The organism is Pseudomonas sp. DrBHI1 (assembly GCF_002205115.1).
In the GTDB taxonomy this organism is placed as follows: domain Bacteria; phylum Pseudomonadota; class Gammaproteobacteria; order Pseudomonadales; family Pseudomonadaceae; genus Aquipseudomonas; species Aquipseudomonas mosselii.
On record NZ_NIBE01000045.1, the window covers coordinates 191,896 to 206,772 of the forward strand.

Genomic DNA, 14,877 nt, shown 5'->3' on the forward strand with positions numbered 1-14,877 from the left:
ATGAGCACGAAAAACCCGGCCTCGGCCGGGTTTTTTTGTGCCTGTGGAACCGTGCCGCCTTCATCGCGGGGCAAGTCGCAGCGGCGTCCTCAGACAGTCACATGCAACCGCACATCCACATTGCCGCGGGTGGCATTGGAGTAAGGGCAGACCTTATGCGCCTTTTCCACCAGCCCTTCGGCGTCGGCCTGGGCCAGGCCCGGCAGGTTGATGTGCAGGTCGATGTCCAGGCCGAATCCGCCCGGGATCTGGCCGATGCCGACCTTGGCGGTGATCGACGCATCCGCCGGCAGGGCCTTTTTCTCCTGGCCGGCGACGAACTTCAGCGCGCCGATGAAGCAGGCCGAGTAGCCGGCGGCGAACATCTGCTCGGGGTTGGTGCCGTCACCGCCTGCGCCACCCAGTTCCTTGGGGGTGCTCAGCTTGACTTCCAGCTTGCCGTCGCTGGAGCGGGATTTACCATCACGACCACCGGTGGAGGTGGCTTCTGCGATGTACAGCGGAGTGACCTTTTGCATCTTGAGCCTCGCTTGGGTGCTGTGCGCCGTCGGCGCTGAGTGGGTATGGGATTAACTTAGCGCGCAATTATTTAGTGCGCAAGTTAAATGTTTGACCATTCATCCGAACAGCCATCTCACAGCTTAGACGTCAGAGGTTTTCTTGCAGCTGCGCACGCAGGGCGAGCAGGTCGGCCTGCAGCTTGCGCAGTTGCTCGGCACTGTGGCCGCTGGCCTTCAGGATGCACTGCGGCACGCGCTGGGCCTCGGCCTGCAGGGCGCGGCCCTGGTCGGTCAGTTGCACCAGCACCACCCGTTCATCCTCACGGCTGCGGCTGCGCTTGAGCAGGCCCTCGCTTTCCAGGCGCTTGAGCAGCGGTGTCAGCGAACCGGGGTCGGTGAGCAGGCGCTGGCTGATCTCGCCCACGGTCAGGCCGTCCTGTTCCCACAAGACCAGCATGGCCAGGTACTGCGGGTAGGTCAGGCCCAGTGCTTGCAGCAGGGGCTTGTAGACCTTGGTCATCAGCAACGAGGTCGAGTGCAGGGCGAAGCAGACCTGGTTGTCCAGCAGCAGCGCGTCGCAGGGGGCTTGGGTGTCGGCGTTCATGCAGGTCCTTGGAATCGGTAAGGGTTAAAATCTAGCACGCCAAAGCTTGGTGCGCTCATTGCCAGCGCAGCTCGCTTCTCAGCGCCAGGTCCCAGGGCGGCACCGGGCTGAAACGGCTCTTGAGGAATTCGAGCAGCAAGCGGCTGCGAGAGTTCGTTTCATGTTCCAGACGCAGGGCATAAATGCCGCTGGTCTCGGGCTCCGGCAGGCCGTTGTCGCAGAACAGCGGGAGCAGTTCGCCGCGCAGCAGGTAGTCGCTGATCAGCCAGGTGGGTAGGTGGGCGACGCCCAAGCCGGCCAGGGCGCCGAACAGCAGGGTCTCGGCGTTGTTGGCGGCCATGCGCATGCGCGCCGGGCGGTACAGGCGGGGCTGGCCGGCGACCGCGAAGCGCCAGGCGAACGGCGGAGCCAGTCCGTCCCAGTCGAGGCCGTCGTGCCCGGGTAGCTCGCTGGGGCAGGCCGGCACCCCGCGGCTGGCCAGGTACCCGGGGCTGGCACAGGCGATGCGCACCATGTAGGCCAAGGGCGTGGCCACCAGGCGGGTGTCGGCAAGGGGGCCGGCGCGCAGCACCAGGTCCACCTCGCCCAGGTGGCTGCCGTGCAGGTCGACGAAGCTGTCGATCAGGCGCAGCTGCACGTCGAGCCCGGGATAGGCCACCAGGAAATCGGCGATGGCCGGGGCCAGGTGGCGACGGCCAAAGGCGGCTGGTGCGTCGATGCGGATCAAGCCTTCCGGGGCATTGCTCAATGAAACCGCCTCGGCGCGCGCCAGGCGCAGCTCCTCGATGATGCGCCGGGCCCGCTCGGCGAAGGCGTTGCCGGCCGGCGTCGGGCGCACGGCGTGGGTGCTGCGCGAGAACAGGCGGCTGCCAACCGCGCTTTCCAGGCTGTCGATGCGCCGCGCCACGGCGGAGGGCGTCAATGGGTGGCGCCGGGCGGCGGCGGAGAAACTGCCGGTTTCCAGCACGTCGAGGAACAGGCTGAGTTGTTCGGTGAGGATGTCGGGGCTCATGGCGGCTCGGTGCTTGTGCGAAATACGCAAAGCCATTGTGCGCTGCTATGCGTTTCCCCGCCAGCCGTGACTGGCTAGCATGCCCTCATTCTCTGAAAGCAGGCGGATGAGGCGCTGATGATCGAGTGGGTGATGTATATCGTGCTGGGGGCCGCGCTCGGCACCTTGGGTGGGCTTTTCGGCATCGGCGGCGGGTTGATCGCCATTCCGGCGCTGGGCGTGCTGTTCGGCCTTGACCAGCAGTTGGCCCAGGGCACCGCCCTGGTGATGGTGGTGCCCAACGTGCTGCTGGCGCTGTGGCGCTACCACCAGCGCAACCGCATCGAGCTGCGCCATGCTGTGCCGTTGTCGCTGTGCAGCTTCGTGTTCGCCTGGCTGGGGTCGATCTGGGCGGTGGGCATCGATGCCCAGTCGATGCGTCTGTACTTCGTCGGTTTTCTGGTGGCGCTGGCGATCTGGAACGTGGCACGGATGTTCCTGCCGGTGCGACCGCCGAGCAACCAGCTGCGTTATCCGTGGCCCTGGCTGGGCGTGCTGGGCAGCTTCGCCGGGACCATGGGCGGGCTGTTCGGCGTGGGCGGGGCGGTGGTAGCCACGCCGATCCTGACCTCGGTGTTCGGCACTACCCAGGTGGTGGCCCAGGGGCTGTCGCTGGCATTGGCGGCGCCGAGCACCATGGTGACACTGTTGACCTACGGGATGCACCAGAGTGTCGACTGGGGCATCGGCGTTCCGCTGGCCGTGGGTGGGTTGCTGAGCATCAGTTGGGGAGTGAAGCTGGCCCATGCGTTGCCGGAGAAGGTCTTGCGCACGCTGTTCTGCGGGTTTTTGGTAGTGTGTGCGGTGATGCTTGGGTTCGAGCTTTAGTATGTAGGGGCTTCTGCGCAGCCCTTTCCGACCGGTCCGACGCCTCGGCAAGGCCGCTCCCACAGAAGATCGCGTACCTCTGTGGGAGCGGCCTTGCCGAGGCGTCGGACCGATCGGAAAGGGCCGCAAAGCGGCCCCCGGATCCCATCCTTCATTTGAACCCTTCGACGATGTACTCGGCCATGCAGTCGGTGATCGGCGAATGCTGCTGGTCGTTGCGCAGCAGCATCACATTGGCCATGTGCAACTGCGGCAGGCCGTCGTCCGCGCCGAGGATGCGCAGGTCGCCACCGATCAGGCTCTGCAGCTGCGCGGTCACCGCCAGGCCGGCATGCACGATGGCGAAGATCGCCGCCAGGCTCGGGCTGGTGTAGGCGATGCGGTACTCGATGCCCTCGCGCTCCAGGGCATTGCAGGTCCAGGCGCGGCAGAAGCAGTCGGTGTTGAACAGCGCCAGCGGCATCGGCCGCTGCTCGTGGGGGTAGAAGCCTTTGGCCGCGGCCCACACCAGGCGCTCCTGGCGCAGCAGCTGGCCAACTTCGTTGCCCGGCTCACGGGTGACGATGGTCAGGTCCAGGTCCTGGCGCAGCATCAACTGCTTGGACGAATCGCAGTGCACCTCGACATGGATCAGCGGGTACGCCTGGGCGAAACGGGTGAGGATGCCCGGCAGGTAGCGCATGGCGTAGTCGTCCGGGGTGCCGATGCGCACCACGCCGACCATGTGCGGCATGCGCAGGGTGTTGAACACCTCGCCGTGCAGCTTGAGGATGCGCCGGGCATAGCCCAGCAGGACCTGGCCCTCGGCGGTGAGGCGCACCTGGCGGCCGTCACGCTCGAACAGCTGGCGCTGCAGGATGTCCTCTTCCAGGCGCTTCATCTGCATGCTCACCGCCGACTGGGTGCGGTTGACCACCTCGCCGGCGCGGGTGAAGCCGCCTTGCTCGGCGATGGCGACGAAGGTGCGCAGCACGTCCGCGTCGAGACTCTGATACTGGGACATGGCATCAATCTCCGAGATGCATGGCATCAGAAACATTCGTTGGATTGATCTTAGGCCTGGGCAGAGACTGGAGCCATCCACACGGAGGGCGTCAAGATGAAAGGTCATTTCAACGTTGCTCACCAGCCTGGGTCTACCCTCGGCCACCTGTTGCACGATGTCGGCGGGCGGCTGCTGCGCTGGTACGAACTGCACCGCCAGCGCGATGAACTGGCGCGCCTGAGCGATGCCACGCTGCACGACCTGGGGTTGTCGCGGGCCGATATCCAGCAGGAGGCCGACCGGCATTTCTGGGGAGACCCGCTGCGTAAATGAAGAGGGCTACAATCGCCGGACAAACCTGTCCGGCGATTGCGTCTTTACTGTCTGAACATCAGACGGAGCCCACTGCATGTCCCTCAGCCTGTCCCTCGCCCAGGCCCGCCGCCTGGCCTTGTCTGCCCAGGGCTTCGGCAAGTCGCCCGGCGGCCCGCCGACCCTTGCCAGTCTCACACGCATGTTCCAGCGCCTGGGCGTGGTGCAGATCGACTCGGTCAATGCCCTGGTGCGCTCCCACTACCTGCCGCTGTTCTCGCGCCTGGGCGACTATCCGCGCGACCTGCTCGACCAGCTCGCCTGGGGCCAGCGCCGCCAGCGCCGGTTGTTTGAATACTGGGGCCATGAAGCATCGTTGCTGCCGCTGGCGTTGTACCCGCTGATGCGCTGGCGCATGGCCCATGCCGCCGACGGCAAGGGCATCTACCGGCAACTGGCCGCGTTCGGCCGCGAGCGGCGCGAGGTGATCGAGCGGGTACTGGCGGCGGTTCGCGACCAGGGCGCGCTGGGCGCGGGCAGCCTGTCCACCCGCGAGGAGCGCGCCGGCCCCTTGTGGGACTGGAGCGAAGAAAAGCATGCGCTGGAATGGCTGTTCGCCGCCGGCGAGGTCACCGTGGCCGGGCGTCGCGGGTTCGAGCGCCTGTACGACCTGCCCGAGCGGGTGCTGCCGGCGACCCTCCTAGAGCAGGCCCAACCCAACGAGGCCGAAGCGCACCAGGGCTTGCTGCTGCACGCCGCGGTTGCCCTGGGCGTGGCCTCCGAACAGGACCTGCGTGATTACTTTCGCCTCTCGCCGCAGCAGAGCAAGGCCGCCCTGGCCGTATTGGTCGAGGACGGGCGCCTGCAGGCCTGCACGGTGCAGGGTTGGAAACAACCAGCCTATGTCGCGGGCGTGCCACGGGTTCCCCGGCGCATCGAAGCCAGCGCCTTGCTCTCGCCTTTTGATTCACTGGTCTGGGCGCGTGAGCGTACCGAGCGCCTGTTCGACTTCCGCTACCGCCTTGAGATCTACACCCCGGCGCACGAGCGGGTGTACGGCTACTACGTGCTGCCGTTTCTTTATCGGGAGCGCATTGCCGCGCGGGTGGATCTGCGCGCCGAGCGCGCCCACGGGCGGTTGGCGGTGCATGCAGTGCACGAGGAACCGGCAGGGCTGGACGGGGAAGGGTATCTGGCGCTGGCGGCCAACTTGCAGCGGCTAGCCGCCTGGCTGGGGCTGGAGAGGGTGCAGCTCAACTGCCCCCGCGCCGAGGGCAGCCGGCTGCGTCAGGCGTTGCTCAGCGGCGTACCTGCTTGAGGGTTTCGGCGATCAGGAACGCCAGCTCCAGCGATTGGTCGGCGTTCATCCGCGGGTCGCAGTGGGTGTGATAGCGGTCGGACAGTGCATCTTCGGTGATCGGCCGGGCGCCGCCGATGCACTCGGTGACGTTCTGCCCGGTCATCTCGATGTGGATACCGCCGGCGTGGCTGCCCTCGGCCTGGTGCACCTGGAAGAACTGCTTGACCTCGTCGAGGATCTGCGCGAAATCGCGGGTCTTGTAGCCGCTGCTGGCCTTGATGGTGTTGCCGTGCATCGGATCGGAGCTCCACAGCACTTCGCGCCCCTCGCGCTGCACGGTGCGGATCAGCCCCGGCAGGTGGTCGCCGACCTTGCCGGCGCCCATGCGCACGATCAGGTTCAGGCGGCCCGGGTCGTTGTCCGGGTTGAGCACGTCGATCAGGCGGATCAGCTCCTCGGGGTTCATGCTCGGGCCGACCTTGACCCCGATCGGGTTGTGCACGCCGCGCAGGAACTCGACATGGGCGCCGTCGAGCTGGCGCGTGCGGTCGCCGATCCACAGCATGTGCGCCGAGCAGTCGTAGTAGTCGCCGGTCAGGCTGTCGCTGCGCACGAAGGCTTCCTCGTAGTTGAGCAGCAACGCTTCGTGGGCGGTGAAGAAGCTGGTTTCACGCAGTTGCGGCGCGGTGTCCAGGCCGCAGGCGCGCATGAAGGCCAGGGTCTCGTCGATGCGGTTGGCCAACTGGTGGTACTTGTCGGCCAGCGCCGAGTTGGCGATGAAGTCCAGGTTCCACTTGTGCACCTGGTGCAGGTCGGCAAAGCCGCCTTGGGCGAAGGCGCGCAGCAGGTTGAGGCTGGCGGTGGCCTGGTGGTAGGCCTGCAGCAGGCGCTCGGGGTCGGGGACGCGACTTTTTTCGTCGAAGCCGATGCCGTTGACGATGTCGCCGCGGTAGGCGGGCAGGGTGATGTCGCCGATGGTCTCGTCGTTGGCCGAGCGCGGCTTGGCGAACTGGCCGGCCATTCGCCCGACCTTGACCACCGGGCAGCCGGCGGCAAAGGTCATGACAATGGCCATCTGCAGCAGCACCTTGAAGGTGTCGCGGATCTTCGCCGCGGAGAACTCGGCGAAGCTCTCGGCGCAGTCGCCGCCCTGCAGCAGGAACGCCCGGCCCTGGGTCACCTCGGCGAACTGCCGGCGCAGCTCGCGGGCTTCGCCGGCGAACACCAGCGGCGGGTAGCTGGCCAAAGTCTGCTCCACCTTGAGCAGGTGTGCGGCGTCGGGGTAGATCGGTTGCTGCTGGATCGGCAGGGCGCGCCAGCTGTCAGGGGTCCATTGTCGGGTCATTGCAAGCTCTATCCATAAGTGTCGTTAAGGCCTGCCGGTCATGGTACGCCCGGGTGTGCTTGTTGCACCACCGGCATTGGCGGACAATGGGCCTTTTGCGCGGGCAGGTGGTAGGGATGGCGACGGAGCGGGAAGAGCGGCTGCTGGCACGGGTCGAGGACGCCTTTGGCGTCATCAGCGTCTACGAGGTGGATGACTATCGCTTCCTCGAGTTCGGCGACGCCATCGAGCAGAGCTGCACCTTCACCGCCGACCCCAGCTGGCTGGAGTACGACTACACCCGCGCCATGCTGGTCGGCGCGCTGTGCCACGGGCAGCCGGAGAGCGCGCTGTTCCTCGGCCTTGGCGCCGGCACCCTGACCCAGGCGTGCCTGAAGTTCCTGCCGCTGGAGGATGTCGAGGCCATCGAGCTGCGCCCTGATGTGCCGCGTCTGGCCATGGAGTACATGGGCCTGGACGACGACCCGAGGCTGTATGTGCGGGTGGGCGACGCCCTCGAACTGCTGTCCAGCGCGGAGAAGGCCGACCTGCTGTTTGTCGACCTGTATACCGACTATGGCCCCGGCGTCGGCCATCTGGCCTGGGGTTTCCTTGAGAACTGCCAGAAGCAGCTCAACCCCGATGGCTGGCTGGTGATCAACCAGTGGGCCGGGGACGACGGCAAGCCGTTGGGCGCGGCCTTGTTGCGTGGGTTGTATCACCGGCATTACTGGGAGCTGCCGGTGAAGGAGGGCAACGTGATCCTGCTGGTGCCGGCGGACCTTGAGCAGACGCTGGACATCGATGCCGTGCGGGCGCGGGCCGCCGCGCTGGCGCCACGTTTGGGCTATTCGCTGGAGTACCTGATCAAGGCCATCCGTCCGGCGACCTGATCCGGATGTACGCGTCTGCAGGGAAACGATTCAGCCTGGATCCAATGTGAGTCTGGATCTTCGAAATATTTCTCACAACTCACGGCTATTTCGGGTATAGTACGCGCCGGTCTTTTAGCGGACCTCAAAATCAGGTGGTGCAAATCCTCCGAATCCAGCTTCGGCTGCGCGTCCGCTAGGCGGACCTCCCCAAGACGTTCCTATTTCAATCGTTTTCGCAAATCCCCGCCGCCAAAGCTGCCTGGGTGACCGTTTGGTCTTTCAAGGCATGTGCAGCTTTGGAGCATGGGTCTTTGCGGATGCACCTAGAGGCAGACCCATGACCCAGGAAACCGGCGGATTCGCCGCTCTCGAACTCAATCCGAACATCGTTGCTGCCGTCCTGGCCACCGGCTATGAAGAGCCGTCGGCCATCCAGCAACAGTCGATCCCGATCATCCTCGCCGGTCACGACATGATCGGCCAGGCGCAGACTGGCACCGGCAAGACCGCTGCCTTCGCCCTGCCGATCCTCAACAAGATCGACGTGAGCAAGCGCGAACCGCAAGCCCTGATCCTGGCGCCAACCCGTGAGTTGGCGCTGCAAGTAGCCACCGCTTTCGAAACCTACGCCAAGCAGATGCCGGGCGTTAACGTGGTGGCCGTGTACGGTGGTGCCCCGATGGGCCCACAGCTGCGTGCCATTCGCAATGGCGCACAGATCGTCGTCGCCACCCCGGGCCGCCTGTGCGACCACCTGCGCCGCGACGAGAAAGTCCTGTCCACCGTCCAGTACCTGGTGCTCGACGAAGCCGACGAAATGCTCAAGCTGGGCTTCATGGATGACCTCGAAGTGATCTTCGATGCCATCCCTGCCACCCGCCAGACCGTGCTGTTCTCCGCCACCCTGCCGGCCTCGATCCGTGCCATCGCCGAGCGCCACCTGCGCGAGCCGAAGCACGTCAAGATCCAGAGCAAGACCCAGACCGTGACCGCGATCGAGCAGGCCCACCTGATGGTCCACGCCGACCAGAAGATCCCGGCCGTGCTGCGCCTGCTGGAAGTGGAAGAGTTCGATGCGCTGATCGCCTTCGTGCGCACCAAGCAGGCTACCCTGGACTTGGCCGCCGCCCTGGAAGCCAAAGGCTACAAGGCTGCCGCGCTGAACGGCGACATCGCCCAGAACCAGCGTGAGCGCGTGATCGACTCGCTCAAGGATGGCCGCCTGGACATCGTCGTCGCCACCGACGTCGCTGCCCGTGGCCTGGACGTACCGCGTATCACCCACGTGTTCAACGTCGACATGCCGTACGATCCGGAGTCCTACGTGCACCGTATCGGCCGTACCGGCCGTGCCGGTCGCGATGGCCGTGCGCTGCTGCTGGTCACCCCGCGTGAGCGTCGCATGCTGCAGGTGATCGAGCGTGTCACCGGCCAGAAAGTCGCCGAAGCCCGCCTGCCTAACCCGCAAGCCGTGCTGGATGCGCGCATCAAGAAGCTGACCAAGAGCCTGGCGCCGCTGGTGGCCGAGTCCGAGGCCAGCCACGGCGAATTGTTCGACCGCCTGACCGCCGACCTGGGCTGCACCCCGCGTGCCCTGGCCGCGGCGCTGCTGCGCAAGGCCACCAACGGCCAGGCGCTGGACCTGGCTTCGGTGGAGCGCGAGCAGCCGCTGGTGCCGACCTACACCCCGCGTGAGCGTGGTGAGCGCACCGAGCGCGGCGAGCGTCCGGACCGTGGTGAGCGCGAGCGCCGCGCGCCGATGCCGCTGGCCGAAGGCCGCGTGCGTTGCCGTACCGCCTTGGGTGCCCGTGACGGCATCGCCGCCAAGAACCTGCTGGGCGCGATCCTCAACGAGGGTGGCCTGGCGCGTGACGCCATCGGTCGCATCCAGGTGCGTGACAGCTTCAGTCTGATCGAGCTGCCGGAAGACGGCCTCGAGCGCCTGCTGACCAAGCTCAAGGACACCCGCGTTGCCGGCAAGCAATTGAAGCTGCGTCGCTACCGCGAAGATTGATCTTGGCGCTGCAATAAAAAATCCCCGGCTGCTTGGCCGGGGATTTTTTTTGCAGGTCTAACATAGGCGGGAGGTGCGTGGGAGCGGGCTTGCCCCGCGAGAGGCCCTTCAATCGAACCGATAGATATCCATCCCCAGCGCCCCCAGCGTAAACCCCTGGTGCACGATGCCAAATCGCCCGCCAGCCCCTATGGCAAAGAACAACGGCAAAAGGTGTTCATCACTGGGATGGTTGCGCACCGCAAACGGCGCCTGCCGCCGATAATCCACAAGCCCCGTCTCATCCCCGGCACTCAACCGATCCACCACCCAGTCACGAAACGCCAGCGCCCAGGGCTCGACCGCATCCGGCCCGGCGTGCCAGTCAAGCTCGCCCAGGTTATGGGTGATACTGCCCGAGCCGATCAGCAGGATGCCTTCCTCGCGCAGTGCCGACAGCGCCTGGCCAATTTTCAGTTGCAGATCGGGACCGGCCTGGCTGGGTAGCGACACCTGAACCACTGGAATATCCGCCTCGGGATACATCAGTGAAAGCGGCACCCAGGCACCATGGTCGAAGGGCCGCTGCTCATCCAGTCGGGCCCCCAGAAGTTCGGACAACCGCCTGGCCAGTGCCGGTTCGCCGGGTGCCGGGTACTGCACCGCATACAGCGCCGGCGGAAAACCATGGAAGTCATGCCAGGTCTGCGGCTGCGGGTTGCCCATCACCAGCAGTTCGCGGGTCTCCCAGTGCGCCGACACCACCACGATCGCTTTCGGGCGGGGCAAGGTGCGGGCCAGCGTGGCCAGGGCCGGGCCGCTGGCGCCGGGTTGCAGGGCGAGCATGGGCGATCCGTGGGAGATGAACAGGCTGGGCAGCATGGCGGGGTCCTGGCAGGTAAGATGCAGCCATCTTCGATCAGCCTTCGATCAAGATCCAATATAAGTTTTCACAGTCTTTTATCGAAAAACCGGGAGGGATCATGGAGCCAGCGTTCTGGCACAAGCGGTGGGCGGACAACCAGATTGGCTTTCACCAACCGCAGGTGAATCCATATCTGCAGGCGCACTGGCCGACCTTGGGGTTGGCCCCGGGGTCGCGGGTGCTGGTGCCGCTGTGCGGCAAGAGCCTGGACCTGCTCTGGCTGGCCGCCCAAGGTTATCGGGTGCTGGGGGTGGAGCTGTCGCGCAGGGCGGTGGCGGACTTCTTCACCGAGCATGGCTTGGTGGCGCAAATTTCCCGGCACGGTGCCTTCGAGGTGTGGCGCAGCGACGAGGTGGAACTGTGGTGCGGGGATGTGTTCGCCCTGCGTGCCGAGGATCTGGCGGATTGCGTGGGGGTGTATGACCGGGCGGCGCTGATCGCCTTGCCGGTGGCGATGCGCGAGCGGTACATGGCGTTGCTGGGAGAGCGGTTGCCGGCGGCCTGTCGGGGGCTGCTGGTGACCCTGGAGTACGACCAGGCATTGATCGACGGACCGCCGTTCTCGGTGCCGGACGCCGAAGTGCGGGCAGGTTTTGTCGGGTGGCGGGTCGATGAGGTCGAGGCGCGGGAGATTCTCGACGAGAGTCCGAAGTTTTTGAAGGCCGGTGTGACGAGCCTGCTGGAGCGTGTTTATCGGCTAAGACGCTGAGCTGGCGCTCCCACAGGGGAGGGCGACATGGCAAATAGCAAATAGAAAGGGCGACCGAAGTCGCCCTTTCTTGTTGCTGCCTGGATCAACCGCGACGGCGCAGGGCGTCGATACGGTCTTCCAGCGGCGGGTGGCTCATCAGCAGGCCGGCCAGGCCATGCTTGAGGCCGCCATTGATGCCGAAGGCCTTCAGGGTGTCGGGCATGTGCACCGGCAGGCCCTGTTCCGAGCGCAGACGCTGCAGCGCGCCGATCATTGCACCGGTGCCGGCCAGGTGGGCGCCGGCTTCGTCGGCGCGGAACTCGCGGCGACGCGAGTACCACATGACGATGATGCTGGCGAGGATGCCCAGTACCAGCTCGGCGACGATGGTCGCGATGAAGTAGGCGATGCCGTGGCCTTCTTCGTTCTTGAAGATCACCCGGTCGACGAAGTTGCCGATGATGCGGGCGAAGAACATCACGAAGGTGTTCACCACGCCCTGCACCAGCGCCATGGTGACCATGTCGCCGTTGGCCACGTGGCCGATCTCGTGGGCCAGCACCGCGCGCACCTCATCGGGCGAGAAGCGCTCCAGCAGGCCCTGGGAAACGGCGACCAGCGCGTCGTTGCGGTTCCAGCCGGTGGCGAAGGCGTTGGCCTCGTAGGCCGGGAAGATACCCACCTCGGGCATCTTGATGCCGGCCTCGCGGGACAGCTCCTCGACGGTCTGCAGCAGCCATTGTTCGTGGCGGGTGCGGGGCTGGGTGATGATCTGGGTGCCGGTGGTCATCTTTGCCATCCACTTGGAGATGAACAGCGAGACGAGCGAGCCAGCGAAACCGAACACGGCGCAGAAGACCAGCAGCTGGCCGAGGTTGAGGTCAACCCCGTTGGCCGCCATGAACCCGTTGAAGCCGAACAGGCTCAGGGTAATGCTTGCAACCAGCACCACCGCGAGGTTGGTGGCTACAAACAACAGAATGCGCATCATGGTTGTTACGTTCTCCTGACGGATAAGTTCGTTGCGTACTGCGGGGTATATAAGGGGGAGGGCGCGGCTATTCAACCGGGCGACTATTTCAAACTGTGTACGCGAGGAGTATGGCAGAGGATGCCGAGAGGGCTGTGGGATAGAGCGTTGCAGGATGTAAGGGGGTAGGAGCGGCCGGCCCGACGCCTCGGCAAGGCTCGCTCCTACCTCGGGGCCGTGTTACTGCGAATAGGTCCGCAGGAAGTTACCGATCCGGCCAATGGCCTGTTCCAGGTCATCCACCCGTGGCAGCGTCACCACGCGGAAGTGGTCCGGCCACGGCCAGTTGAACGCCGTGCCCTGGACGATCAGCAGCTTTTCCGACAGCAGCAGGTCAAGCACGAACTTCTCGTCGTTGAAGATCGGGCAGACCTTCGGGTCGATCTTCGGGAACGCGTACAGCGCGCCCATCGGCTTGACGCAGCTTACCCCGGGGATGGCATTGAGCAGCTCGTAGGTGCGGTTGCGCTGCTCGAGCAAGCGGCCCGGTGGCAGCACCAGGTCGTTGATGCTCTGGTAGCCGCCCAGGGCAGTCTGGATCGCGTGCTGGGCCGGCACGTTGGCGCACAGGCGCATGTTGGCCAGCATGTCGATGCCTTCGATGTAGCTCTGGGCGTGATGCTTGGGCCCGGAGATGATCAGCCAGCCGGAGCGGAAGCCCGCCACCCGGTACGACTTGGACAAGCCGTTGAAGGTCAGGCACAGCAGGTCCGGAGCCAGGGACGCTGTGCTGATGTGCACGGCCTCGTCATAGAGGATCTTGTCGTAGATCTCGTCGGAGAACACCACCAGGTTGTGCTGGCGCGCCAGCTCCAGCATGCCCAGCAGCAGCTCCCTGGAGTACACCGCGCCCGTCGGGTTGTTCGGATTGATGATCACCAGGGCCTTGGTGTTCGGGGTGATCTTGGCCTTGATGTCGTCCAGGTCCGGGAACCAGTCGGCCTGCTCGTCGCACAGGTAGTGCACCGGTTTGCCGCCGGCCAGGCTCACCGCGGCGGTCCACAGCGGGTAGTCAGGCGCCGGGATCAGCACCTCGTCGCCATTGTTGAGCAGCGCCTGCATCGACATCACGATCAGTTCGGACACACCGTTGCCCAGGTAGATGTCCTCGATGGTGACGCCTTCGATTTCCTTCTGCTGGCAATACTGCATCACCGCCTTGCGTGCGCTGAACAGGCCCTTGGAGTCGCTGTAGCCCTGGGCGGTGGGCAGGTTGCGGATGACGTCCTGGAGGATCTCGTCCGGCGCCTCGAAACCAAACGGCGCCGGGTTGCCGATGTTCAGCTTGAGGATGCGATGGCCTTCCTCTTCCAGGCGTTTGGCGTGCTTGAGCACTGGGCCGCGAATGTCGTAGCAGACATTGGCGAGCTTGTTCGATTTGCTGAACTGCATGATGAGATCCCGAGTGAGAATACGCGCCGCCCTTGCTCGAAAGGTTTGAAAGGGCGGGAAGCGGGTGCCAGACTGGCTGCCTTGCACACGAAGCCAACTAATATACGTGCCACCCGCGCCAGGGAAAAGCCGGTGCGAGGTGAAAATCAGCCTGCCGAGGTTCCATCATGCAAAAGATCGACAAAACCCTGGACGAATGGCGCGCCATGCTCGATCCGGCCCAGTACCAGGTGTGCCGGCTCAAGGGCACCGAGCGTCCGTTCAGCGGCAAGTACAACAGCGAGCGCGGCGACGGCATCTACCACTGCATCTGCTGTGACCTGCCGCTGTTCGACGCCAAGGCCAAGTTCGATTCCGGCTGCGGCTGGCCGAGCTTTTACGAGCCGATTCAGGAGGCCGCGATGATCGAGATCCGCGACACCTCCCACGGCATGATCCGCACCGAAGTCACCTGCGCCCGGTGCGACGCCCACCTGGGCCATGTATTTCCCGACGGCCCGCCGCCGACCGGGCTACGCTACTGCATCAACTCGGTGTGCCTGGACCTCAAGCCACGCGATTGACGGAGAGCGAACATGGCCGATGCGCTGCTGGACATCCCCTGCGTCACCCTCGGTGGCGAACAGAAAGTGCTGGGCGACTTCGCCGGCAAGGCGCTGCTGGTGGTCAACACCGCCAGCCAGTGCGGTTTCACCCCGCAGTACAAGGGCCTCGAACGCCTGTGGCAGGACTACCGCGACCAGGGCCTGGTGGTGCTGGGCTTTCCCTGCAACCAGTTCGGCAAGCAGGAACCGGGCGATGCCCGCGAGATCGCGCAGTTCTGCGAGCTCAACTTCGGCGTGAGTTTCCCGCTGTTTCGCAAGATCGAGGTCAACGGCCCCGGTGCCCACCCGCTGTTCGCCGAGCTTAAGCGCCGCGCGCCGGGCGTGCTGGGCACGCAGAAGATCAAGTGGAACTTCACCAAGTTCCTGGTCGATCCGCGCACCGGCAAGGTCAGCCGCTTTGCCCCGACCACCAAGCCCGAGGCGCTGAAGTCGGCGATCGAGCCGCTGCTCAACCGCTGATCG

The 14,877-nt window shown here is 65.3% G+C and carries 15 protein-coding genes and 1 pseudogene; 8 read left to right on the forward strand and 8 right to left on the reverse strand.

The annotated features are described in order from the left end of the window. Nucleotides 1–89 precede the first annotated feature (89 nt). From CC207_RS08055 to CC207_RS08065, 3 genes are all read right to left on the reverse strand, one after another. Complete coding sequence (locus tag CC207_RS08055; RefSeq protein ID WP_023632623.1) at nucleotides 90–518, reverse strand: organic hydroperoxide resistance protein; 429 nt, start codon at nucleotides 516–518, stop codon at nucleotides 90–92. Between the two features lie 130 nt (nucleotides 519–648). Beyond that, the gene (locus CC207_RS08060) at nucleotides 649–1,104 is read right to left on the reverse strand and encodes a MarR family winged helix-turn-helix transcriptional regulator (protein WP_088851865.1); all 456 of its coding nucleotides are present in this window, start codon (nucleotides 1,102–1,104) and stop codon (nucleotides 649–651) included. A 55-nt stretch (nucleotides 1,105–1,159) separates the two neighbouring features. After that, nucleotides 1,160–2,116: a LysR family transcriptional regulator gene (locus CC207_RS08065; RefSeq protein WP_088851866.1), complete on the reverse strand. Its 957-nt coding sequence runs from the start codon at nucleotides 2,114–2,116 to the stop codon at nucleotides 1,160–1,162. A gap of 117 nt (nucleotides 2,117–2,233) precedes the next feature. Between CC207_RS08065 and CC207_RS08070 the strand changes: the two genes are divergently transcribed. After that, complete coding sequence (locus tag CC207_RS08070; RefSeq protein ID WP_088851867.1) at nucleotides 2,234–2,983, forward strand: sulfite exporter TauE/SafE family protein; 750 nt, start codon at nucleotides 2,234–2,236, stop codon at nucleotides 2,981–2,983. Between the two features lie 151 nt (nucleotides 2,984–3,134). Here the strand turns inward: CC207_RS08070 and CC207_RS08075 are convergent, their stop codons facing one another. Then, complete coding sequence (locus CC207_RS08075) at nucleotides 3,135–3,986, reverse strand: LysR substrate-binding domain-containing protein (protein ID WP_088851878.1); 852 nt, start codon at nucleotides 3,984–3,986, stop codon at nucleotides 3,135–3,137. Nucleotides 3,987–4,082: 96 nt separating this feature from the next. On the opposite strand from CC207_RS08075, the gene CC207_RS08080 reads away from it, so the two are divergent. Both CC207_RS08080 and CC207_RS08085 read left to right on the forward strand, forming a co-directional pair. After that, entirely contained in the window at nucleotides 4,083–4,301 is a 219-nt protein-coding gene (locus tag CC207_RS08080) for a DUF1127 domain-containing protein (protein WP_088851868.1), read from the forward strand. 76 nt (nucleotides 4,302–4,377) lie between these two features. Further along, nucleotides 4,378–5,598: a winged helix-turn-helix domain-containing protein gene (locus tag CC207_RS08085; protein ID WP_088851869.1), complete on the forward strand. Its 1,221-nt coding sequence runs from the start codon at nucleotides 4,378–4,380 to the stop codon at nucleotides 5,596–5,598. Here the strand turns inward: CC207_RS08085 and CC207_RS08090 are convergent. Next, nucleotides 5,579–6,925: a class II 3-deoxy-7-phosphoheptulonate synthase gene (locus CC207_RS08090; protein ID WP_088851870.1), complete on the reverse strand. Its 1,347-nt coding sequence runs from the start codon at nucleotides 6,923–6,925 to the stop codon at nucleotides 5,579–5,581. The genes CC207_RS08085 and CC207_RS08090 overlap by 20 nt on opposite strands. A 116-nt stretch (nucleotides 6,926–7,041) precedes the next feature. On the opposite strand from CC207_RS08090, the gene CC207_RS08095 reads away from it, so the two are divergent. Next, entirely contained in the window at nucleotides 7,042–7,797 is a 756-nt protein-coding gene (locus CC207_RS08095) for a spermidine synthase (RefSeq protein WP_028691728.1), read from the forward strand. A 285-nt stretch (nucleotides 7,798–8,082) separates the two neighbouring features. Next, nucleotides 8,083–9,793 (forward strand): annotated as a pseudogene (locus tag CC207_RS08105) (DEAD/DEAH box helicase). A 108-nt stretch (nucleotides 9,794–9,901) separates the two neighbouring features. On the opposite strand, the gene CC207_RS08110 reads toward CC207_RS08105, so the two are convergent. Then, the gene (locus CC207_RS08110; protein WP_088851871.1) at nucleotides 9,902–10,654 is read right to left on the reverse strand and encodes a class III extradiol ring-cleavage dioxygenase; all 753 of its coding nucleotides are present in this window, start codon (nucleotides 10,652–10,654) and stop codon (nucleotides 9,902–9,904) included. A gap of 101 nt (nucleotides 10,655–10,755) precedes the next feature. Between CC207_RS08110 and CC207_RS08115 the strand changes: the two genes are divergently transcribed. After that, nucleotides 10,756–11,406: a thiopurine S-methyltransferase gene (locus CC207_RS08115; protein ID WP_088851872.1), complete on the forward strand. Its 651-nt coding sequence runs from the start codon at nucleotides 10,756–10,758 to the stop codon at nucleotides 11,404–11,406. A gap of 85 nt (nucleotides 11,407–11,491) precedes the next feature. On the opposite strand, the gene htpX is transcribed toward CC207_RS08115, so the two are convergent. Both htpX and CC207_RS08125 read right to left on the reverse strand, forming a co-directional pair. Then, the gene (gene htpX, locus CC207_RS08120) at nucleotides 11,492–12,379 is read right to left on the reverse strand and encodes a protease HtpX (protein ID WP_028691724.1); all 888 of its coding nucleotides are present in this window, start codon (nucleotides 12,377–12,379) and stop codon (nucleotides 11,492–11,494) included. Nucleotides 12,380–12,598: 219 nt separating this feature from the next. Further along, nucleotides 12,599–13,810, reverse strand: coding sequence for a pyridoxal phosphate-dependent aminotransferase (locus CC207_RS08125; protein WP_028691723.1), 1,212 nt, complete (start codon nucleotides 13,808–13,810; stop codon nucleotides 12,599–12,601). 167 nt (nucleotides 13,811–13,977) lie between these two features. On the opposite strand from CC207_RS08125, the gene msrB reads away from it, so the two are divergent. Both msrB and CC207_RS08135 read left to right on the forward strand, forming a co-directional pair. Then, nucleotides 13,978–14,373, forward strand: a complete 396-nt coding sequence (gene msrB / locus CC207_RS08130; protein ID WP_028691722.1) for a peptide-methionine (R)-S-oxide reductase MsrB — start codon at nucleotides 13,978–13,980, stop codon at nucleotides 14,371–14,373. A gap of 12 nt (nucleotides 14,374–14,385) precedes the next feature. Continuing rightward, nucleotides 14,386–14,874 carry a glutathione peroxidase gene (locus CC207_RS08135; RefSeq protein WP_069017516.1) on the forward strand — a complete coding sequence of 163 codons (489 nt, stop codon included), beginning with the start codon at nucleotides 14,386–14,388 and terminating at the stop codon, nucleotides 14,872–14,874. The last annotated feature ends 3 nt before the right edge of the window (nucleotides 14,875–14,877 follow it).